The following is a 20,746-nucleotide window of genomic DNA, read 5'->3' on the forward strand; positions in this document are numbered from 1 at the left end:
AGGTTTACGCCGGGCATGATGCCCGGTAACCGTCGGCTAATCTTTTTACCAGCCCAAACCTAAGGTATATTTCGCCTTTACAGGAGAAACTATGCTGCCAACTCAATCAACACGATTAAACAAATACATTAGCGAGAGCGGGATCTGCTCACGTCGCGAGGCGGACCGTTACATTGAACAGGGTAACGTGTTCCTCAACGGCAAACGCGCCACCATCGGTGACCAGGTCGTGCCCGGTGACGTGGTCAAAGTGAATGGTCAGCTCATTGAACCGCGTGATGCGGAAGACCTGGTATTTATCGCGTTGAATAAGCCGGTTGGCATCGTCAGTACCACGGAAGACGGCGAGCGGGACAACATTGTTGATTTCGTTAACCACAGCAGCCGTATCTTCCCGATTGGCCGCCTTGATAAAGACTCACAGGGGCTGATTTTCCTGACCAACCACGGCGATCTGGTGAACAAAATTCTGCGTGCCGGTAACGACCACGAGAAAGAGTACATCGTTACGGTCAATAAGCCGGTCACGGACGACTTTATCCGCGGTATGGGCGCAGGTGTGCCGATTCTGGGGACCGTCACGAAGAAGTGCAAGGTGAAGAAAGAGGCGCCGTTTGCTTTCCGCATTACCCTTGTGCAGGGCTTAAACCGTCAGATCCGCCGGATGTGCGAGCACTTCGGTTATGACGTGGTGAAGCTCGAACGTACGCGCATTATGAACGTGAGTCTGTCAGGTATTCCACTGGGCGAGTGGCGTGATTTAACGGATGACGAACTGATTGAGCTGTTCAGGCTCATCGAGAATTCATCGTCTGAAGCGAAGCCAAAAACGAAAGCCAAACCGAAAACCCAGGCCATTAAGCGTCCGGTGGTGAAAGCGCCGCCATCAGAAGAGAAAAGCCGCGGCAAGCCTGCGGGCAAACGCTTCGTCCAGCCGGGGCGTAAAAAGAAAGGGCGCTAATTAGCGCCTTCCACGGGGTGAGGTATTGGCTGACCAGGAAAAGGTCGCTTCTTTATCGGGTTTATAAGCCTGCTCTTTTTTCAGCTTGCGGGCTTGTTTCGCCTCAGTTTCACGCTGAGCCATCAATTTATCGATGTACTCTTTTTTAACCTGATTGGTTTCGGCGTTAGTCAGCGTGCGGCCATGGGCGATACGAGCGCGGTCGAGGAGCGTTTTCAGTTCGCGCTGCTCAGCTTCCGTCATGTCTTTCTGGGTCAAACGTGGTGTAGCCATTGCTGAAGCCTCCTGAAGGGGAGGCTCCAGTGTAAAGCAAGCGAAGGAAATTAACCCTGTTTCACTGCATCTTTTTTCGCGGGCTCATTAATGGGTTTGCCAGACCAGTAGCCTGCCAGCAGCGAGCCGGACAGATTATGCCAGACGGAGAACAGCGCACCCGGCAGGGCTGCCAGCGGCGAGAAGTAGATCTTGCCCAGTGCTGCGGCCAGCCCCGAGTTTTGCATTCCCACTTCGATTGCCAGCGTACGACAGGTGGATTCGTCGAAACCAAACAGCTTCCCGCCCCAGTAACCGCCCAAAAGACCAAGGGTGTTATGCAACACTACCGCGATGATCACCACAAAGCCCACTGAGGCAATGTGCGATGCAGATCCGGCAACCACGGCGCTGATGATAGCCAGAATGCAGACCATCGAGAAGGCAGGCAGGTACGGTTCAACGGCTTTGACCACGCGTGGGAACAGATGGTGAATCACCAGGCCCAGCGCAATCGGGATCACCACAATCTGCAGAATACTGAGTAGCATCCCCATGACGTCTACCTGAATCTGCGCATCCACATACAGACGCGTTAACAGCGGCGTGGCAATCACGCCCACCAGCGTTGAAACGGAAGAGATGGTCACCGAGAGCGCCACATCACCTTTTGCCAGGTAAATCATCACATTGGATGCCGTGCCGCTGGCCACGCTGCCGACCAGCACCATACCGGCGGATAAATCTGGCGGCATTTTAAAGGCCATGGCCAGCAGCCACGCCGCAAGCGGCATGACCAGGTAGTGCAGGAAAATCCCTGCCGCTACGGGGGCTGGGCGCGACAGAACGCGTTTGAAGTCGTCAATTTTCAGGTGTACGCCCATGCCGAGCATAATCAGCATCAGCAGCGTCGTGACCCACGGGCCAATGCCCGTAAAGTGGGTGGGAGTGTAATACGCGAGTACGGAAAGCAGCAGTGCCCACAACGGGAACAGCCGGGTGATGGCGGATAACATAGATAGTCCTTGCAGTATTGTCGTGTTGTTTAGTTATAAAAAAGCCGGGTCTGTGCCCGGCTTATAGGTATTGTTTATCGTGCTAACGAATTTTATTCAAACAAATTCTGATGAAGTTTTTGCACGACCTGCTCGGCCTGATCGGCTGGCACCAGGAAGCAGAGGTTGTAGCTGGAGGCGCCGTAGCAAATCATACGAATGCTGAACGGGTCGAGTACGCCGAAGACCTCTTTGCCCACGCCGCAGGCACGCGACAGCTTGTTGCCGATGATGGCAACCAGCGCCAGATCTTCTTCCACTTCCACGCGGCACAACTCAGAGAGTTCGATCAGCAACGACTGCGTCAGCAGGGTGTCGCCGGTTGACGTGGAGCCAGTGGTGTCCAGCGTCAGCGCGATGCTCACTTCGGATGTGGTGATCAAATCCACGGAGATATTATGGCGCGCGAGGATGCCAAACACTTCCGCCAGGAAACCGCGAGAATGCAGCATATTGTGGCTGTGCAGCGTCACCAGCGTCTGGCGGCGGCGCAGGGCCAGCGCTCGGAACAATGGCGGGTTTTCGGTTTTCTTGCACACCAGCGTACCGCCTGCTTTGGGATCCTTACTGGAGCCAACGAAGACCGGGATATCGCTGCGCACGGCCGGCAACAGCGTCGCCGGGTGCAATACTTTCGCGCCGAAGGTGGCCATTTCTGCCGCCTCTTCAAACGCGATCACATCAATGCGTTTCGCCGCAGAGACCACGCGCGGGTCGGTGGTGTAAATACCCGGCACGTCAGTCCAGATATCCACACGGGTGGCATGCAGCGCTTCGCCGAGCAGGGCTGCCGTATAGTCACTGCCGCCGCGGCCAAGCGTTGTTGTACGGCCTTTGGCTTCGCTACCGATAAAGCCCTGAGTGATCACCATCCCTTCTGCCAGGCGCGGGGCCAGCTGCTGCTGGGTCAGTTCGGCCAGCATTTCAACATCCGGCTCGGCACGGCCAAAGCGATCGCTGGTGCGCATGACTTTACGCACGTCAAACCACTGAGCATGGACGTTACGCTCGCGGAGGATCTCCACGAACAGCAGCGTGGACATCAGCTCGCCGTGGCTGACCAGTTCATCGGTCAGCGCGGTGGAGGTCGCCAGAGAGGCGGCTTCAGCCAGGGTAGTGATATTTTCCAGCAGGCGTTCCACTTCCTCACGGATTACGTTCGGATTCTGCAGACGTTCAAGGATGTTGAACTGAATTTTGCGCAGTGCGTCCAGCTTAACGAAACGTTCGGTTGCTTCCAGTCCTTCAGACAGAGAAACCAGCAGGTTCGTCACGCCAGCAGAGGCGGAAAGCACCACCAGGCGGGTATTCGGATCGGCCAGCACCACATCGGCGCTGCGGTTCATGGCATCGTAATCGGCCACACTGGTGCCGCCAAATTTGGCGACCACAAAACTCGTCATAACAACCTCGTGTCAGGGAATGAATAAAGCGACCTTGGCACAAGAATGAAACGAGAACAGGTGCAGGCGCAAAATACGGCCCTATAAATAAAATGTGGGGGAGGTCCTGTCAATGCTGGGATTATGCGGATTTTTTATGGGGGGGTACCCCTCAGTAACAGGACTTATAACAGGGCCATATTTTATGCTCCTTTTTACCGCCTTTTGACCGACATTTCGCCGCCCCTGAAGGGCGTTTCAGCAGCTATACTTTTCGGGTCTTTTCACCTGTGTTTGATGCAGGCCAGGGCAATGGCATAAAAACCATCACAATTTTTATTTGCAGGCGCTACAATCGACCGCAGTCACAATTCTCAAATCAGAAGAGTATTGCTAATGAAAAACATCAACCCAACGCAGACCGCTGCCTGGCAGGCACTACAGAAACATTATGATGAAATGAAAGACGTCACCATCGCGGACCTGTTCGCGAAAGATGCCGATCGTTTCAATAAGTTCTCCGCGACCTTCGATGACCTGATGCTGGTGGATTTCTCCAAAAACCGCATTACCGAAGAAACGCTGGCGAAGCTGCAGGATCTGGCGAAAGAGACTGAGCTGGCCGACGCCATCAAATCCATGTTCTCCGGTGAGAAGATCAACCGCACCGAAGACCGTGCCGTGCTGCACGTGGCGCTGCGTAACCGTAGCAATACTCCGATTATCGTTGACGGCAAAGATGTGATGCCGGAAGTGAACGCGGTGCTGGAAAAGATGAAAGCTTTCTCTGAAGCGATCATCTCCGGAAGCTGGAAAGGCTACACCGGCAAACCGATTACGGATGTCGTTAACATCGGTATCGGCGGGTCTGACCTCGGCCCATTCATGGTCACCGAAGCGCTGCGCCCATACAAAAACCACCTCAACATGCACTTTGTTTCTAACGTCGATGGTACCCACATCGCCGAGGTGCTGAAGAACGTGAATCCGGAAACGACCCTGTTCCTGGTCGCGTCTAAAACCTTCACCACTCAGGAAACCATGACCAACGCCCACAGCGCGCGCGACTGGTTCCTGAAAACCGCAGGCGACAACAAGCACGTGGCGAAACACTTCGCCGCGCTGTCGACCAACGGGAAAGCCGTTAGCGAGTTCGGTATCGACACCGCGAACATGTTCGAGTTCTGGGACTGGGTGGGGGGGCGTTACTCTCTGTGGTCCGCTATCGGCCTGTCGATCATCCTCTCCGTCGGCTTCGACAACTTCGTTGAGCTGCTCTCCGGCGCGCATGCGATGGATAAACACTTCTCCACCACCGCACCTGAGAAAAACCTGCCTGTGCTGCTGGCGCTGATTGGTATCTGGTACAACAACTTCTTCGGGGCTGAAACCGAAGCGATTCTGCCATACGACCAGTACATGCACCGTTTTGCGGCCTACTTCCAGCAGGGCAACATGGAATCCAACGGTAAATACGTTGACCGTAACGGTAACGCCGTGGATTACCAGACTGGCCCAATCATCTGGGGCGAGCCAGGCACTAACGGCCAGCATGCGTTCTATCAGCTGATCCACCAGGGCACCAAAATGGTCCCGTGTGATTTCATCGCCCCGGCCATTACCCATAACCCGCTGTCAGACCACCATCCGAAGCTGCTGTCTAACTTCTTCGCACAGACTGAAGCGCTGGCGTTCGGTAAGTCTCGTGACGTGGTTGAGCAGGAATACCGCGACCAGGGTAAAGATCCGGCCACGCTGGACCACGTTGTGCCGTTCAAAGTGTTCGAAGGCAACCGTCCAACCAACTCCATCCTGCTGCGCGAAATTACGCCGTTCAGCCTGGGTGCGCTGATTGCCCTGTACGAGCATAAGATCTTCACTCAGGGCGCTATCCTGAACATCTTCACCTTTGACCAGTGGGGCGTTGAGCTGGGTAAACAGCTGGCAAACCGTATCCTGCCTGAACTGGGTGACGATAACGCGATTAACAGCCACGACAGCTCCACAAATGGTCTGATCAACCGTTATAAAGCATGGCGCGCGTAATTAAAGTGTCATGAAAAAGTGCCGGCGAAATGCCGGCATTTTTTTATCGGATAATTCCTGATGTCTGTTATTCAACTCAAATTCCTGTAGTGAGTTTAATCTGAAAATAGTCGTTAACCTGTTAATTGCTGCGGTTTATTTTAGGAAAATACGGATAATTACCGTCACGGGATATAATTCTATTTCATTGATTTATATAAGTTATATTATTACCTAATCGTCCTTTTGTTTCCATTTTATCCAATTGTCCGAAAACCCTTCTTCTATTTACCCCTACGGCAAACCCTCACCTTTAGTTGTGTATACTCGAATCCGCCTGAAATTCTTTTTGGGCAAATCTCCATTCATTAAATGAAGGGAAATTCTTATGAAGAAAGTACTGTATGGCATTTTCGCCATATCTGCGCTTGCGGCGACATCTGTTAATGCGGCTCCGGTTCAGGTCGGAGAAGCGGCAGGGTCGGCTGCGACGTCTGCGTCTGCGGGGATTTCTACCGCGTCCAGCGCCAGCACCGTAAGTTCAGCCGTGGGTGTCGCCCTGGCGGCAACCGGTGGCGGTGATGGCTCCAATACCGGAACCACGACCACCACGACCACCAGCACCCAGTAATAACGGGTGTTTTAATCATAACCACACTTCGGTGTGGTTATTCTGGCTTTTCAGTAGCCTTCGGGACCTGTAGACCGGGTAAGCGCAGCATCACCCGGCAATAATGCGGAGAAGAGTCGTGAAGCGACCTGGGATCATCCTGATTTGTCTGCTTTTGCAGGCGTGCTCGGCCACCACCAAAGGGCTGGGCCATTCACTGTGGGAAAGCATGTTCGGTACGCCGGGCGTGCATCTGACCGATGACGAACTTCAGAACATGCCCTATGCCAGTCAGTACATGCAGCTCAACGATGGCCCACAGCTGTTTGTGGTGCTCGCTTTCGATGAAAACGGGCAGCAGAAATGGGTGACGCAGGATCAGGCCACCATCGTAACGCAGCATAGCCGTATCGTGAAAACCCTGCTCGGGGGCGACAACCTGCTTGAAGTCAACAATCTCGCCGCCGATCCGCTGAACAAGCCGAACCAGATAACCGACGGGGCAAGCTGGACCCGCACGATGGGCTGGACCGAACACAAGCAGGTTCGCTATGCCACCGCCCGCTCCACCTTCCGCTGGGATGGCACGGACAGCGTCAATGTGGGCAGCGACGAAACCCGGGTTCGCGTGCTGGATGAAGAGGTCACTACCGATCAGGCAACCTGGCATAACCGCTTCTGGGTGGACGATGACGGCCAGATACGCCAGTCGTTACAGTATCTTGGTGCCGGATTCTTCCCGGTCAAAACCACGCTGATCAAGGCCGCGAAATCATGAAAACACTTATTCGCGTTGCGCTGATCGCAAGCTTTGCTACGCCGCTCGCATGGTCTGCCGGGACGGTGAAAGTCTATACGCAGGACAATACGAAGCCTAAAACATTGGCCAACGCCGGACACTTGATCGATCTCGTCGGCCAGCCAAGGCTGGCGAACAGCTGGTGGCCAGGTGCGGTCATCAGTGAACGACAGGCGACGGTGGTGGCGGAGCAACAACATAACGCGCTGCTCGCCAGGCTAACAGGGCTGGCGGAGCAGGAAGAGGGTGACGACGCGGCGGCCATTAACAGCCTTCGCCAGCAGCTTAAGGCGCTGAAGGTCACCGGACGGTTGTCGGTCAATCTCGATCCGGACCACGTTCGCGTCGCGGAAACGGCTAACCCGTCACTGGAAGGTGAGTACACGCTCTGGCTACCTGTTCAGCCTTCTACCATTACCGTGTTCGGGCTTGTCAGCAGTCCCGGTGACAAGCCGTTTATGCCGGGTCGCGATGTGGCGAGCTATCTCGATGAACAAAATTTGTTGGGCGGTGCGGATAAGAGCTACGCATGGGTGGTGTACCCGGACGGCCAAACGCAAAAAGCACCGGTAGCCTACTGGAATAAACGCCATATCGAACCGATGCCAGGCAGCGTCATTTTTGTCGGTTTTGCCGACCATTTCTGGACGAAGGCATATGACGGGCTGAACGCCGATATCCTTCACTCCCTGAAACAGCGGATACCGGAATAATGAAAAGAACCTATCTCTATAGCATGCTGGCGTTGTGCGTGAGTGCCGCCTGCCATGCAGAAACGTATCCGGCACCCATTGGCCCGTCTCAGTCAGACTTCGGCGGCGTCGGTTTACTGCAAACGCCTACCGCGCGCATGGCGCGGGAAGGGGAAATCAGCCTCAACTACCGTGATAACGATCAGTACCGCTACTACTCCGCCGCTGTACAGCTGTTTCCGTGGCTCGAAACCACACTGCGCTACACTGACGTGCGCACCAAACGGTACAGCAGCGTCGAGTCCTTCTCCGGCGATCAGACCTACAAAGATAAAGCGTTCGACGTGAAGCTGCGTCTGTGGGAAGAGAGCTACTGGATGCCGCAGGTCTCCGTTGGCGCGCGGGATATCGGCGGTACCGGTCTGTTTGATGCGGAATACGTGGTGGCCAGCAAAGCCTGGGGACCGTTTGATTTCTCACTCGGTCTCGGCTGGGGGTATCTGGGCACCAGCGGCAACGTGAAAAACCCGTTCTGCTCCTACAGCGACAAATACTGCTATCGCGATAACAGCTATCAGAAAGCGGGCTCCATCAACGGCGACCAGATGTTCCACGGCCCGGCCTCGCTGTTTGGCGGCGTAGAGTACCAGACGCCCTGGCAGCCGCTGCGCCTGAAGCTGGAATACGAAGGGAATGACTATTCACAGGATTTCGCCGGCAAGATTGAGCAGAAGAGCAAATTTAACGTCGGTGCCATTTACCGTGTGGCTGACTGGGCTGACGTTAACCTCAGCTATGAGCGTGGCAATACCGTGATGTTTGGCGTGACGCTGCGTACCAACTTTAACGATATGCGGCCACACTACAACGACAACGCGCGCCCTGCCTACCAGCCGGAGCCGCAGGATGCCATTCTGCAGCACTCCGTCGTGGCGAACCAGCTGACCCTGCTGAAATACAACGCCGGTCTGGCGGATCCGAAGATTCAGGTGAAAGGCGATACGCTGTACGTGACCGGCGAGCAGGTGAAATACCGTGACTCGCGGGAAGGGATCGAACGCGCCAACCGGATCATCATGAACGATCTTCCGGACGGGATCAGCACGATCCGCGTGACCGAAAACCGTCTGAACATGCCGCAGGTCACGACGGAAACGGATGTCGCCAGCCTTAAGCGCCATCTGGAAGGCGAACCGCTTGGGCATGAAACCGAGCTGGTGCAAAAACGCGTTGAGCCAGTGGTGCCAGACACCACCGAGCAGGGCTGGTATATCGATAAGTCGCGCTTTGATTTCCATATCGATCCGGTACTGAACCAGTCTGTTGGTGGGCCAGAAAACTTCTACATGTATCAGCTGGGCGTCATGGCGACGGCGGATCTGTGGGTCACCGACCACCTGCTGACCACCGGCAGCCTGTTCGGTAACCTTGCCAACAACTACGACAAGTTCAACTATACCAACCCGCCGAACGACTCGAAGCTGCCGCGCGTGCGTACTCGCGTACGTGAGTATGTGCAGAACGACGCCTACGTAAACAACCTGCAGGCCAACTACTTCCAGTACTTTGGTAACGGTTTCTACGGCCAGGTTTACGGCGGTTATCTGGAAACGATGTTTGGCGGCGCGGGGGCTGAAGTGCTCTACCGTCCGGTAGACAGCAACTGGGCGTTTGGTCTTGATGCCAACTACGTGAAACAGCGTGACTGGCGCAGCGCGCAGGACATGATGAAGTTCACCGACTACAGCGTTAAAACCGGCCATCTGACGGCCTACTGGACGCCGTCGTTTGCCCCGGACGTACTGGTGAAAGCCAGCGTTGGTCAGTATCTGGCGGGGGATAAAGGCGGCACGCTGGATATCTCTAAACACTTCGACAGCGGTGTGGTGGTCGGTGGCTATGCCACGATCACTAACGTCTCGCCGGACGAGTATGGGGAAGGGGACTTCACCAAAGGCGTGTACGTCTCCATTCCGCTGGATCTGTTCTCGTCAGGCCCAACCCGCAGCCGTGCGGCAATTGGCTGGACGCCGCTGACGCGTGACGGTGGTCAGCAGCTGGGGCGTAAATTCCAGCTGTACGACATGACCAGCGATAAGAACATCAACTTCAGATGATGCGTGAGTGCCCGGTAGCGTTACGCCTGCCGGGCACCTTACAAACGCCGCAACAGTCTCGCCGGGTTGCCGGCGTAAACCCCTTTCTCGGTGATGGACTTTGTCACCACGCTTCCCGCCCCAATCACCGCCCCATCACAAATTGAGACAGCCAGAATGGTGGCCCCGCTGCCGATTGAAACGTCGTTGCCCACACGAATGTGTCCCCAGCTGCGCCGGTCGGCATTGGGTTTACCGTCGCGGAACATATCGTTGGCGAACATCACCCCATGGCCAATGAAACAGCGCTCGCCGACGGTGACGAACTCGCAGATGAAGGTATGGGACTGAATTTTGCTGTCAGCACCGATGTGCGAGTTAGCCTGGATTTCAACAAACGGGCCGATAAAGACGTTATCGCCCAGCGAACATTCATAAAGATTCGCGGGTTCGTAAATGACGACGTTTTCGCCGCAGACAACATGACGAATAGCCGTCTGGCGTTGCTCTGGCATACATCTCCTTAGACTGGCATCGACATAATATGGAGGGTGCTGGTTTGTGCCGCAGTGACGAAGAGGGTGTCTTTGACATGTTTCAGCCCCTGCGCTTCGTAAAACCGGCGTGCGCGAGGGTTCTTTTCGAGGACTTCCAGCCACAGCAGATTTTCCGAACAGGCTTTTGCCTGGCGAATCACTTCCGCAAGGAGTTGCTCGCCGTAGCGGTGTCCCGTGGCATCCGGCAATAAATAGAGTTTATGCAGGAGCGTACCCGACAGCCCCTCGGGCTCGATGGTCTGCTGGGTTGAGAATTTTGCGAAACCGACTGGTGTCTGTGCGCTGGCAATGAGCCAGTAAGTGCCCGGCTGCATCAGGCTGTCTGCTATCGCCTGCGGCGTATTCCTGCTCAAGAAAGGCGGCAAGCTCTGTCTGGCTTTCCCATAGATGCCCAAAGTGATGCCGGTAGCTGGCATACCCCATTTCACTCAGCTGTTTTGCATCATCCACGGTGGCGCGTTGAATGGTTAATTTCATCATCCCTTCGTCGAAATAAGCGTGTCACAGTGCAACATGCCACAGCTCTGAACATAATATAAACAAAAAATATAGATCACCGTCACATTTTTGCGTTATACAGGAACCTCGCCCTGGAGAATGAGGTGCTCTATGACATCCCTGACTCGCCCGCGCGTTGAGTTTATCTCAACAATCCTCCAGACCGTGCTGAACCTCGGTCTGCTGAGCCTTGGCCTGATACTGGTCGTCTTTTTAGGCAAAGAGACGGTGCATCTGGCGGATGTGCTGTTCGCCCCTGAACAAACCAGCAAATATGAGCTGGTGGAAGGCCTGGTGGTTTACTTTCTCTACTTTGAATTTATCGCGCTGATTGTGAAGTATTTCCAGTCGGGCTTTCACTTCCCGCTACGCTATTTTGTTTACATCGGGATCACCGCGATTGTGCGGCTGATCATCGTGGATCATACCTCCCCGCTCGACGTACTGATCTATTCGGCGGCGATCCTGCTGCTGGTGATCACGCTCTGGCTGTGCAATTCGAAACGGCTGAAACGGGAATAAAAAAATGGCGGCCCGGAGGCCGCCTAACAACAGTCACAAGTTGGGTCAATACAATACGTCTAAAGTTGAGGGTTGCAGTGGCATAACAAATGAAACTTAACCTTTCACACCGCCCGCCGTCAGGCCATTCACCAGCCAGCGCTGCGCCAGCAGGAACACGACGGTGATAGGGATGGCGGAGAGTACAGCCGCCGCAGCAAAGTCGCCCCACAAATAGTTCTGCGGATTGAGGTATTGCTGCATACCGACGGCCAGCGTATAGCTGTTGACATCACGCAGTAACAGGGAAGCGACCGGCACTTCGGTGATGGCTGCGATAAACGACAGGATAAAGACCACCGCCAGGATCGGCACCGACAGCGGCAGAAGCACCAGACGGAATGCCTGCCACGGGGTCGCGCCATCCAGCGCCGCCGCTTCTTCCAGCGAGCCGTCAATGGTTTCGAAATACCCTTTGATGGTCCACACATGCAGCGCGATACCGCCAAGATAGGCGAAGATGACGCCACCGTGGGTATTCAGGCCGATAAACGGCACATACTGGCCCAGTCGGTCAAACAAGGCATACAACGCCACCAGTGACAGTACCGCCGGGAACATCTGGAAAATCAGCATCCCTTTCAGCAGCGTGGCCTTACCCGGGAAACGCATACGGGCAAAGGCGTAAGCACAGGTCGTGGAGAGTGCGACAATTCCAATCGCGGTAATCCCGGCAATTTTCACCGAGTTCCACAGCCATAACAGCACCGGGAACGGCGGTGGCGTGACGCGGCCATCCGCGTGTTCAACGCTGAAGCCCAGCGCTAACTTCCAGTGCTCCCAGGAGATTTCATCCGGGATCAGGCTCCCGGTCGCGAAGTTACCGGCACGCAGGGAGATGGCGATAACCATCAGCAGCGGGAACATGATTGCCGCGATAAAAATCAGCAGCCCTAAATGCGTCGCGAAGAGGCGCAGTTTCTGAGATTTGGGTTGGACCATAGACATATTCTGTGCCCTCCTTAGTCGAATTTCATGCGTGTTGCTTTCAGGTTCACAATCGCCAGAGCGCCAACCAGCAGGAAGATCAGGGTGGCAATTGCTGCCGCCAGACCGAAGTCCTGACCGCCGCCGCCTTCGAAGGCGATACGGTAGGTGTAGCTGACGAGCAGGTCGGTATAACCTGCCGGCGTGGTGGTGCCAAGACGGTCAGGCCCACCGTTGGTCAACAGCTGAATCAGCACGAAGTTGTTAAAGTTGAAGGCAAAGCTGGCAATCATCAGCGGCGTCAACGGCTTAATGAGCAGCGGCAGCGTAATCTTAAAGAAATTCTGGAACGGACCCGCGCCATCCATTGCCGAGGCTTCGTACAAATCGTCCGGAATCGCCTTCAGCAGGCCCATGCACAGGATCATCATGTACGGATAACCGAGCCAGGTGTTCACGATGATAATCATCGAGCGGGCGGTGATGGGGTCGCTGAACCAGGCCGGTTTGATACCGAACAGCGCGCTCAGCATCATGTTGATTTCACCGAAGCTCTGGTTAAACAGCCCTTTGAAAATCAGAATCGAGATAAACGACGGGACGGCATACGGCAGGATAAGCAGCACGCGGTAAATAGCTTTCCCTTTCAGAGATTCCCACTGCACCAGACACGCCAGCACCATGCCCACGGCAACGGTCAGGATCACCGTCAGTATGGAGAACACTACGGTCCAGACAAAGATGGCGAAGAACGGTTTCTGGATCCCTTCATCGGTGAAGACGCGGGTGAAGTTGTCCCAGCCTATCGTCACGGTGTAGCCCGGGCTGAGCTTGTCATCACCCCATTTGCCATCAGCCGTAATGGACTGGTAAAAACCAATGTCATTGTTTGGACGGTACTTCACGCCGCTCTGGTTGTTGGTCAGCGTGCCGTCGTCCGCCAGCGTATAAAGCGGTTGTGTTCCGGAGAACTGGCGCAGTGAACTCATGGTCACTTTGCTTTCGTCCGGCAGTTGGGCGGTAAGCTGCGTCAGTGCCTGACGGTTCTGCGTAATGATGCGCAGGTTAGCGCGTTCGCCTTCCGGCAGGGCCGCAGCCTCTTTTAAGGCCAGCTTCTGCTCGCCGCCAAATTTGAAAGCGTCGGAGACATAATTTTTGCCGGTTTCTTCGTCAGTGAGTGCTAACTTCCACTCGCTGCCCGCAGGATACAGGCCGAAGTTAAAGGTTTTGCCCGCCTGATAAGAGCGGTCCATCAGCACCTGTTGGGCGCGTTCCTGCGCAAGCTGGTTGGTGCTGCTGTAGTTGGTGAACGCGATAGCAATGGTACAAATCAGCGGGAACAGGACAAACAGACCCATCCCGGCCACGCCCGGGTAAACATATCGCCAGGCATAGGCTTTACGGTTGGCGAAAATATACAGGCCAGCAGAGCTTAAAATCAGCGTCATGATGGCGAACAGATATTCCCCTTGTACGTACATTAAAACAACAAGGTAACCCACCAGCAGACACAGCAGACCCATTACAGACCACTTCAGGGCAGAGCTTTGCCACCAGTGTTTCTTTTTAATGACATCCATGGGGTTCTTCCTCTACAACACATTTTGTTCTCCCTCTCTCCGCAGGGGAGAGAGGGGATAAAAGCCTTACTTCGTGATACGACCCTGAGCATCTTTCAGCGCAGCATCAACCGTCTGACGACCGCTTGCTGCGTTGATGACGGCGGTACGGGTGGCGTACCAGAACGCTGCCATTTGTGGGATGTTCGGCATGATTTCGCCTTTCTGGGCGTTATCCATGGTTGCCGCGATACGTGGGTCTTTCGCCAGCTGATCCTGGAAGGATTTCAGCGCAACCGCGCCCAGCGGTTTGTCCTTGTTCACTTCATCCAGACCCTGATCGGTCAGCAGGTAGTTTTCCAGGAACTCTTTCGCCAGCTCTTTGTTCGGGCTGGCAGCGTTAATACCTGCGCTCAGCACGCCAACGAACGGTTTAGACGGCTTGCCTTTAAAGGTTGGCAGCAGGGTTACGCCGTAGTTGATTTTGCTCTTGTCGATGTTGGTCCAGGCCCACGGACCGTTGATGGTCATCGCGGTTTCGCCTTTGTTGAACGCCGCTTCTGCGATGGAGTAGTCGGTATCCGCGTTCATGTGTTTGTTTTTGATCAGGTCAACCAGGAAGGTCAGGCCTGCTTTCGCGCCAGCGTTGTCCACGCCCACGTCTTTCACGTCATATTTGCCGTTTTCAAATTTGAACGCGTAACCGCCGTCGGCAGCAATCAGCGGCCAGGTGAAGTACGGTTCCTGCAGGTTGAACATCAGCGCGCTCTTACCTTTCGCCTTCAGCTCTTTATCCAGTTTCGGGATCTCTTCCCAGGTTTTCGGTGGGTTGGGTACCAGGTCTTTGTTGTAAATCAGAGACAGCGCTTCTACCGCGATTGGGTAAGCGATGATCTTGCCATTATAGCGAACGGCATCCCAGGTGAACGGGTACAGTTTGTCCTGGAAAGCTTTGTCTGGCGTCACTTCAGCCAGCAGACCCGACTGCGCGTAGCCACCGAAACGGTCATGTGCCCAGAAGATGATGTCCGGACCGTCACCCGTTGCAGCAACCTGCGGGAATTTCTCTTCCAGTTTGTCCGGGTGTTCAATGGTAACTTTGATACCGGTGTCTTTCTCGAATTTCTTGCCCACTTCGGCCAGGCCGTTATAGCCTTTATCGCCGTTAATCCAGATAACCAGCTTACCTTCTTCAATTTTGGCGAGAGCCGGTGCGGAAATCATCATTGCTGCAAGGGCGGACAATGCGAAAACGCGTGCGCCAGTCTTGATCTTCATATCTGCCATCCTTTTTTGGTGATGTGCTCGTGGATACACTGAGGTGGTTCAACGTGACTCAGTCTCCTTATTTGACATCCTCTTTCCATCCTCCCAACCCCTACGCCCCACCCCCCGTTTGTGTGATCTCCGTTACATAAATTTAAGTTATGAGTGCTGGCGCACATAAAAACACAGTGAATTTTGCAGGTGGCTTCACGAATTTCGCCTCAGCCCTCCAGCGGCGGTCGCAGAGCCTGCTCTCTCATCCTCCCGCCTCCTCCCCCATAAAAAAGCCGGGGGGTGGAGGATTCACGAAAGTAATGGATACCCCATAGTGAACTTATCTTGAATGTTTCTGTCGGTGACAGGTTGTAACGAAGGGAGAAGGGCATGGCGAGCGTACAGCTGCGTAATGTAACGAAAGCCTGGGGTGACGTTGTGGTGTCGAAAGACATCAATCTGGACATCCACGAAGGTGAATTCGTGGTATTTGTCGGCCCATCTGGCTGCGGTAAATCAACTCTGCTGCGTATGATTGCCGGTCTTGAAACCATCACCAGCGGCGATTTGCTGATTGGTGATACCCGAATGAATGACATTCCGCCTGCCGAACGTGGCGTCGGCATGGTTTTCCAGTCTTATGCACTCTATCCCCACCTTTCCGTAGCCGAGAACATGTCCTTCGGTCTGAAGCTGGCGGGCGCGAAAAAAGAGGTGATTAACCAGCGCGTCACGCAGGTGGCGGAAGTGTTACAGCTGGCACACCTGCTTGAGCGTAAACCAAAAGCCCTTTCTGGTGGTCAGCGTCAGCGTGTGGCAATTGGCCGTACGCTGGTCGCCGAACCGCGTGTGTTCCTGCTCGATGAACCGCTTTCTAACCTGGATGCCGCTCTGCGCGTCCAGATGCGTATCGAAATCTCCCGTCTGCACAAACGTCTTGGCCGCACGATGATTTACGTCACCCACGATCAGGTCGAAGCGATGACGCTGGCCGACAAAATTGTGGTGCTGGACGCCGGTCGCGTGGCGCAGGTGGGTAAACCGCTGGAGCTTTATCACTACCCGGCAGACCGCTTTGTTGCGGGCTTTATTGGCTCGCCAAAGATGAACTTCCTGCCCGTCAAAGTGACCGCGACAGCCATTGAACAGGTACAGGTGGAGCTGCCAAACCGTCAGCAAGTGTGGCTGCCGGTCGACAGCGCCAACGTACAGGTGGGGGCCAATATGTCCCTCGGTATTCGTCCTGAGCATTTACTGCCGAGCCACATCGCCGATGTGACGCTGGAAGGTGACGTTCAGGTCGTCGAACAACTTGGTCACGAAACACAGATTCATATCCAGATCCCCGCCATCCGTCAGAACCTGGTCTACCGCCAGAATGACGTGGTGTTGGTAGAAGAGGGTGCCACATTCGCTATCGGTTTGCCGCCAGAGCGTTGCCATCTGTTCCGTGAGGATGGCACCGCATGTCGTCGGTTGCACACAGAGCCAGGCGTTTAAGCATTCCAATTACAAAGAAAAGCAATGATCTCAGGAGATAGAATGATGATTACTCTGCGCAAACTTCCTCTGGCAATCGCCGTGACGGCAGGCATTTTGTCTGCACACGCGGGTGCCGTGGACTTTAAAGGTTATGCTCGTTCTGGCATTGGCTGGACCGGGAGTGGCGGTGAACAACAATGTTTCCAGGCAACCGGTGCACAAAGTAAATACCGTCTCGGTAACGAATGTGAAACCTACGCTGAACTGAAACTGGGTCAGGAAGTGTGGAAAGAGGGCGATAAGAGCTTCTATTTCGACACTAACGTTGCGTATTCCGTTTCTCAACAGAATGACTGGGAATCCACCAGCCCGGCCTTCCGTGAAGCAAACGTGCAGGGTAAAAACCTGATTGAATGGCTGCCAGGCTCCACCATCTGGGCCGGTAAGCGTTTCTATCAGCGTCATGACGTCCACATGATCGACTTCTACTACTGGGATATCTCTGGTCCTGGTGCGGGTATCGAAAACATCGATCTGGGCTTCGGTAAACTGTCTCTGGCCGCGACCCGTTCTTCTGAGTCCGGCGGTTCTGCAACCTTCGCCGATCGTGATGCGAACGGCGACCGTATTTATGACAACGTAGTACCAAACGATGTCTTCGACGTCCGTCTGGCCGGCCTGGAAACCAACCCGGGTGGTACACTGGAACTGGGTGTTGACTATGGTCACACCAACATTCCTGACGACTACTATCTGCAGCCTGGCGCCTCTAAAGATGGCTGGCTGTTCACCGCTGAGCACACCCAGAGCATGTTGAAAGGCTTCAACAAGTTCGTGCTGCAGTACGGTACGGACTCCATGACCTCTAACGGCAAAGGTATTCCGCAGGGCGGTAGCATTGATAACGACGGTTCCATGTGGCGTGTGCTGGACCACGGTGCAATCACCCTGGCAGACCGTTGGGACCTGATGTACGTCGGTATGTACCAGAATATCGATCGTGACAACAACAATGGTACAGAGTGGTGGACTGTCGGCGTTCGTCCAATGTTCAAATGGACGCCAATCATGAGCACCCTGCTTGAAGTGGGCTACGACAACGTTAAGTCTCAGAAAACTGACGAGAAAAACAGCCAATACAAAATCACCCTGGCACAGCAATGGCAGGCAGGCGACAGCATCTGGTCTCGCCCGGCTATCCGTGTCTTCGCAACCTACGCGAAGTGGGATGAGAAATGGGGCTATGCGAACAACGACTCAGGCGCAGGTTACACCTCTGGCGTAGCGTATAGCGACACTTCCGCGAAAACCTTCAGCCGTGGCGACTCCGACGAGTGGACCTTCGGTGCCCAGATGGAAATCTGGTGGTAATTCGGTAGACCTGACGTAATGACCTAAAAAGAGGGGCGTAAGCCCCTCTATCCTTAGGGTGCTGCGCGCTATTGCCTGGCCACCGCAGTGCTCACGCTATCAGAGGTAATAACAATGAAAATGAAGAAAAGTCTCGTCGCGCTGTGCCTCTCTGCGGGGCTGCTGGCCTGTGTTCCGGCGATCACCTTCGCAGATGTCAATTTCGTGCCACAAAATACCAGCGCTGCGCCTGCCATCCCGGCGGCAGCGCTCCAGCAACTGACCTGGACGCCGGTTGACCAATCCAAAACCCAGTCAACCCAACTTTCTGCGGCAGGCCAACAGCTTAACGTGCCGGGAATTGCCGGTCCGGTTGCCGCTTTCAGCGTCCCGGCCAATATTGGTGAGCTGACCCTGACGCTGACCAGCGAAGTAAGTAAGCAGACCAGCGTATTTGCGCCTAACGTCCTGATTCTGGATCAAAACCTGACGCCATCTGCCTTCTTCCCGAGCGACTATTTTGGTTACCAGGAACCTGGCGTCATGAGCGCTGACCGCCTCGAAGGCAAAATGCGCCTGACGCCTGCTCTGGGACAGCAGAAGATTTATGTCCTGGTCTTCACCACGGACAAAGATTTGCAGCAGACCACTAAGCTCACCGACCCGGCAAAAGCCTATGCCAAAGGAACCGGTAACTCTGTTCCGGATATCCCGGATCCGTTAGCGCGTCATGTCACCGACGGGTTGCTGAAGCTGAAAGTCTCAACAAACAGTGCTTCCAGCGTACTGGTTGGCCCTCTGTTTGGTTCATCCGGTACAGGCCCGGTCACGGTGGGGAACACTGCTGCGCCTGTGTATGCCGCACCCGTTGCTACGGCGGCGGCTCCGGCTGCAACCGCAGCTCCAGCTCCGGCGAAGAAAGCCGAGCCGGTACTGAACGACACCGAAGAATACTTCAATAACGCCATTAAGCAGGCGGTGAAGCGCGGCGATGTCGACAAAGCGCTGAAACTGCTTGATGAAGCCGAACGTTTAGGTTCAACCACTGCCCGTTCCACCTTTATCAGCAGTGTAAAAGGCAAGGGGTAACCGTTTCCCCACAGTGCTGATTTGTTAGTAGTTTAGTGCGCCTGAGTGGGCGCACTTTTTTTGGTGTCACACGGGCTGTTGCGCTCTTGTTGCGATCGTGATCGTTAAATAACGTTTGGCCCCCCTCAATCCGCTTTTCTGCGATACAATGCCATTACGTTATGTATCGGAGAGTCTGGCATGTCACACCCCGCGCTAACGCAACTGCGTGCGCTGCGCTATTTCGACCAAATACCTGCGCTTGACCCGGAGCAACTGGACTGGCTGCTGCTGGAAGATTCCATGACTAAACGTTTCGAGCAGCAGGGCAAAACCGTTACGGTGACCCTGGTTCAGGAAGGGTTTGTCTCTTGTGCTGAGATCGCCTCTGAGCTGCCGCTGTTGCCGCAGGAAGAACGCTACTGGCTGCGCGAAATTTTACTCTGTGCAGACGGTGAGCCATGGCTTGCCGGACGAACGGTCGTTCCCGAGTCTACCCTTTCCGGGCCAGAACTGGCGCTACAACGGCTGGGGAATACGCCGCTGGGGCGTTATCTTTTCACGTCGTCCGAGCTTACCCGGGATTTTATTGAGATTGGTCGCGATGCCGAACTGTGGGGGCGTCGTTCCCGCCTTCGCCTGAGCGGTAAACCGTTAATACTGACGGAGCTTTTTTTACCGGCATCGCCGTTGTACTAAGAGGAAGAAAAAATGGAGTGGAGCCTGACGCAGAATAAGCTGTTGGCTTATCACCGCTTGATGCGTACAGATAAACCCATCGGCGCGCTGTTGCTGCTGTGGCCGACCCTATGGGCGCTATGGGTAGCAACACCAGGGGTACCGCCGCTGTGGATCCTGGGGGTGTTCATTGCAGGCGTCTGGCTGATGCGTGCGGCGGGCTGCGTAGTCAATGACTATGCGGATCGTAAATTCGACGGGCACGTAAAACGTACGGCCCATCGTCCGTTGCCCAGCGGACAAGTGACCGAAAAAGAGGCCCGTACGCTGTTTATCGTACTGGTGCTGCTCTCTTTCCTGCTGGTGTTAACCCTGAACACCATGACCATTCTGCTTTCAGTCGCGGCCCTGGCTCTGGCCTGGGTTTATCCGTTCATGAAGCGCTACACCCACCTGCCTCAGGTGGTGCTGGGCGCGGCGTTTGGCTGGTCGATCCCGATGGCGTTTGCGGCGGTGAGTGAGTCCGTCCCGTTAAGCTGCTGGCTGATGTTCCTGGCGAACATTCTCTGGGCCGTGGCATACGACACGCAATACGCGATGGTAGACCGCGACGATGACCTGAAGATTGGCATTAAATCGACGGCGATCCTCTTCGGACGTCATGACAAGCTGATCATCGGTATCCTGCAGGTTGCGGTGCTGGCGTTAATGGTGACGATGGGTTACCTGAACGGGCTCAACTGGGCGTTTTACTGGGCCGTGCTGGTGGCGGGAATGCTGTTTGTCTACCAGCAGAAGCTGATTGCGAAACGGGAGCGTGAAGCCTGTTTCAAGGCGTTTATGAATAACAACTATGTCGGTCTGGTGCTGTTTTTAGGGCTGGCGATGAGCTACTTTTCGTAAAAAAACGGCAGCCAGAAGGCTGCCGTTTTTG

19 protein-coding genes and 1 pseudogene are annotated in these 20,746 nt (G+C 54.9%); 12 read left to right on the forward strand and 8 right to left on the reverse strand.

The features are described from left to right. Positions 1-91 precede the first annotated feature (91 nt). Positions 92-961 (forward strand): 23S rRNA pseudouridine(2604) synthase RluF, encoded by an 870-nt coding sequence (gene rluF, locus QMG44_RS21480; protein WP_025206405.1) that lies wholly within the window; start codon positions 92-94, stop codon positions 959-961. On the opposite strand, the gene QMG44_RS21485 is transcribed toward rluF, so the two are convergent. The 3 genes from QMG44_RS21485 to lysC all read right to left on the reverse strand — a co-directional run bounded on the left by QMG44_RS21485 (position 962) and on the right by lysC (position 3,671). Further along, positions 962-1,234 carry a DUF3811 domain-containing protein gene (locus QMG44_RS21485; protein WP_014168182.1) on the reverse strand — a complete coding sequence of 91 codons (273 nt, stop codon included), beginning with the start codon at positions 1,232-1,234 and terminating at the stop codon, positions 962-964. A 50-nt stretch (positions 1,235-1,284) separates the two neighbouring features. Next, positions 1,285-2,229, reverse strand: a complete 945-nt coding sequence (panS, locus tag QMG44_RS21490; protein ID WP_014168183.1) for a ketopantoate/pantoate/pantothenate transporter PanS — start codon at positions 2,227-2,229, stop codon at positions 1,285-1,287. A gap of 92 nt (positions 2,230-2,321) precedes the next feature. Next, positions 2,322-3,671, reverse strand: coding sequence for a lysine-sensitive aspartokinase 3 (gene lysC / locus QMG44_RS21495; RefSeq protein ID WP_014168184.1), 1,350 nt, complete (start codon positions 3,669-3,671; stop codon positions 2,322-2,324). A 375-nt stretch (positions 3,672-4,046) separates the two neighbouring features. On the opposite strand from lysC, the gene pgi reads away from it, so the two are divergent. From pgi to QMG44_RS21520, 5 genes are all read left to right on the forward strand, one after another. Further along, positions 4,047-5,696 carry a glucose-6-phosphate isomerase gene (gene pgi / locus QMG44_RS21500; RefSeq protein WP_020882856.1) on the forward strand — a complete coding sequence of 550 codons (1,650 nt, stop codon included), beginning with the start codon at positions 4,047-4,049 and terminating at the stop codon, positions 5,694-5,696. A 367-nt stretch (positions 5,697-6,063) separates the two neighbouring features. Beyond that, positions 6,064-6,306, forward strand: a complete 243-nt coding sequence (gene yjbE / locus QMG44_RS21505) for an exopolysaccharide production protein YjbE (protein ID WP_014168186.1) — start codon at positions 6,064-6,066, stop codon at positions 6,304-6,306. Positions 6,307-6,424: 118 nt separating this feature from the next. Beyond that, the gene (locus tag QMG44_RS21510) at positions 6,425-7,063 is read left to right on the forward strand and encodes a YjbF family lipoprotein (protein ID WP_025206403.1); all 639 of its coding nucleotides are present in this window, start codon (positions 6,425-6,427) and stop codon (positions 7,061-7,063) included. Continuing rightward, a complete protein-coding gene (locus tag QMG44_RS21515) occupies positions 7,060-7,797 on the forward strand; it encodes a capsule biosynthesis GfcC D2 domain-containing protein (protein WP_086533129.1) in 738 nt (245 codons plus the stop codon). The genes QMG44_RS21510 and QMG44_RS21515 overlap by 4 nt, the downstream gene beginning before the upstream one ends. Continuing rightward, complete coding sequence (locus QMG44_RS21520; RefSeq protein ID WP_014168189.1) at positions 7,797-9,893, forward strand: YjbH domain-containing protein; 2,097 nt, start codon at positions 7,797-7,799, stop codon at positions 9,891-9,893. The genes QMG44_RS21515 and QMG44_RS21520 overlap by 1 nt, the downstream gene beginning before the upstream one ends. Positions 9,894-9,931: 38 nt before the next feature. Here the strand turns inward: QMG44_RS21520 and QMG44_RS21525 are convergent, their stop codons facing one another. Further along, on the reverse strand, positions 9,932-10,387 hold the full coding sequence (locus QMG44_RS21525) for an acyltransferase (protein ID WP_086533130.1): 456 nt from the start codon (positions 10,385-10,387) through the stop codon (positions 9,932-9,934). An 8-nt stretch (positions 10,388-10,395) separates the two neighbouring features. Continuing rightward, positions 10,396-10,909 (reverse strand): annotated as a pseudogene (locus QMG44_RS21530) (GNAT family N-acetyltransferase). 129 nt (positions 10,910-11,038) lie between these two features. On the opposite strand from QMG44_RS21530, the gene psiE reads away from it, so the two are divergent. Beyond that, the gene (gene psiE, locus QMG44_RS21535) at positions 11,039-11,449 is read left to right on the forward strand and encodes a phosphate-starvation-inducible protein PsiE (protein ID WP_020882851.1); all 411 of its coding nucleotides are present in this window, start codon (positions 11,039-11,041) and stop codon (positions 11,447-11,449) included. 96 nt (positions 11,450-11,545) lie between these two features. Here psiE and malG read toward each other — a convergent pair whose 3' ends face one another. The 3 genes from malG to malE form a co-directional block, all read right to left on the reverse strand. Then, on the reverse strand, positions 11,546-12,436 hold the full coding sequence (gene malG / locus QMG44_RS21540; protein WP_014168193.1) for a maltose ABC transporter permease MalG: 891 nt from the start codon (positions 12,434-12,436) through the stop codon (positions 11,546-11,548). Positions 12,437-12,450: 14 nt separating this feature from the next. Beyond that, entirely contained in the window at positions 12,451-13,995 is a 1,545-nt protein-coding gene (gene malF, locus QMG44_RS21545) for a maltose ABC transporter permease MalF (protein WP_020882850.1), read from the reverse strand. 66 nt (positions 13,996-14,061) lie between these two features. Then, positions 14,062-15,252: a maltose/maltodextrin ABC transporter substrate-binding protein MalE gene (gene malE, locus QMG44_RS21550; RefSeq protein ID WP_020882849.1), complete on the reverse strand. Its 1,191-nt coding sequence runs from the start codon at positions 15,250-15,252 to the stop codon at positions 14,062-14,064. A gap of 372 nt (positions 15,253-15,624) precedes the next feature. Between malE and malK the strand changes: the two genes are divergently transcribed. The 5 genes from malK to ubiA all read left to right on the forward strand — a co-directional run bounded on the left by malK (position 15,625) and on the right by ubiA (position 20,715). Continuing rightward, positions 15,625-16,734, forward strand: coding sequence for a maltose/maltodextrin ABC transporter ATP-binding protein MalK (gene malK / locus QMG44_RS21555; protein ID WP_086533131.1), 1,110 nt, complete (start codon positions 15,625-15,627; stop codon positions 16,732-16,734). Positions 16,735-16,776: 42 nt separating this feature from the next. Next, positions 16,777-18,087 (forward strand): maltoporin, encoded by a 1,311-nt coding sequence (locus QMG44_RS21560; protein WP_020882848.1) that lies wholly within the window; start codon positions 16,777-16,779, stop codon positions 18,085-18,087. A 114-nt stretch (positions 18,088-18,201) separates the two neighbouring features. After that, positions 18,202-19,155 (forward strand): maltose operon protein MalM, encoded by a 954-nt coding sequence (gene malM, locus QMG44_RS21565; protein WP_032681924.1) that lies wholly within the window; start codon positions 18,202-18,204, stop codon positions 19,153-19,155. A gap of 180 nt (positions 19,156-19,335) precedes the next feature. After that, complete coding sequence (gene ubiC / locus QMG44_RS21570) at positions 19,336-19,833, forward strand: chorismate lyase (protein ID WP_014168199.1); 498 nt, start codon at positions 19,336-19,338, stop codon at positions 19,831-19,833. A 12-nt stretch (positions 19,834-19,845) separates the two neighbouring features. Beyond that, the gene (gene ubiA, locus QMG44_RS21575) at positions 19,846-20,715 is read left to right on the forward strand and encodes a 4-hydroxybenzoate octaprenyltransferase (RefSeq protein WP_025206398.1); all 870 of its coding nucleotides are present in this window, start codon (positions 19,846-19,848) and stop codon (positions 20,713-20,715) included. Positions 20,716-20,746: the final 31 nt, after the last annotated feature.

It is taken from the genome of Enterobacter sp. 200527-13 (assembly GCF_027924865.1).
Taxonomy (GTDB): Bacteria; Pseudomonadota; Gammaproteobacteria; order Enterobacterales; family Enterobacteriaceae; genus Enterobacter; species Enterobacter ludwigii.

Excerpts from the sequence above, each read along its gene's own strand:
- rluF (WP_025206405.1), top strand. The coding sequence starts at position 92 with ATGCTGCCAACTCAATCAACACGATTAAACAAATACATTAGCGAGAGC.
- QMG44_RS21485 (WP_014168182.1), bottom strand. The coding sequence starts at position 1,234 with ATGGCTACACCACGTTTGACCCAGAAAGACATGACGGAAGCTGAGCAG.
- panS (WP_014168183.1), bottom strand. The coding sequence starts at position 2,229 with ATGTTATCCGCCATCACCCGGCTGTTCCCGTTGTGGGCACTGCTGCTT.
- lysC (WP_014168184.1), bottom strand. The coding sequence starts at position 3,671 with ATGACGAGTTTTGTGGTCGCCAAATTTGGCGGCACCAGTGTGGCCGAT.
- pgi (WP_020882856.1), top strand. The coding sequence starts at position 4,047 with ATGAAAAACATCAACCCAACGCAGACCGCTGCCTGGCAGGCACTACAG.
- yjbE (WP_014168186.1), top strand. The coding sequence starts at position 6,064 with ATGAAGAAAGTACTGTATGGCATTTTCGCCATATCTGCGCTTGCGGCG.
- QMG44_RS21515 (WP_086533129.1), top strand. The coding sequence starts at position 7,060 with ATGAAAACACTTATTCGCGTTGCGCTGATCGCAAGCTTTGCTACGCCG.
- QMG44_RS21520 (WP_014168189.1), top strand. The coding sequence starts at position 7,797 with ATGAAAAGAACCTATCTCTATAGCATGCTGGCGTTGTGCGTGAGTGCC.
- QMG44_RS21525 (WP_086533130.1), bottom strand. The coding sequence starts at position 10,387 with ATGCCAGAGCAACGCCAGACGGCTATTCGTCATGTTGTCTGCGGCGAA.
- psiE (WP_020882851.1), top strand. The coding sequence starts at position 11,039 with ATGACATCCCTGACTCGCCCGCGCGTTGAGTTTATCTCAACAATCCTC.
- malG (WP_014168193.1), bottom strand. The coding sequence starts at position 12,436 with ATGTCTATGGTCCAACCCAAATCTCAGAAACTGCGCCTCTTCGCGACG.
- malF (WP_020882850.1), bottom strand. The coding sequence starts at position 13,995 with ATGGATGTCATTAAAAAGAAACACTGGTGGCAAAGCTCTGCCCTGAAG.
- malE (WP_020882849.1), bottom strand. The coding sequence starts at position 15,252 with ATGAAGATCAAGACTGGCGCACGCGTTTTCGCATTGTCCGCCCTTGCA.
- malK (WP_086533131.1), top strand. The coding sequence starts at position 15,625 with ATGGCGAGCGTACAGCTGCGTAATGTAACGAAAGCCTGGGGTGACGTT.
- QMG44_RS21560 (WP_020882848.1), top strand. The coding sequence starts at position 16,777 with ATGATGATTACTCTGCGCAAACTTCCTCTGGCAATCGCCGTGACGGCA.
- malM (WP_032681924.1), top strand. The coding sequence starts at position 18,202 with ATGAAAATGAAGAAAAGTCTCGTCGCGCTGTGCCTCTCTGCGGGGCTG.
- ubiC (WP_014168199.1), top strand. The coding sequence starts at position 19,336 with ATGTCACACCCCGCGCTAACGCAACTGCGTGCGCTGCGCTATTTCGAC.
- ubiA (WP_025206398.1), top strand. The coding sequence starts at position 19,846 with ATGGAGTGGAGCCTGACGCAGAATAAGCTGTTGGCTTATCACCGCTTG.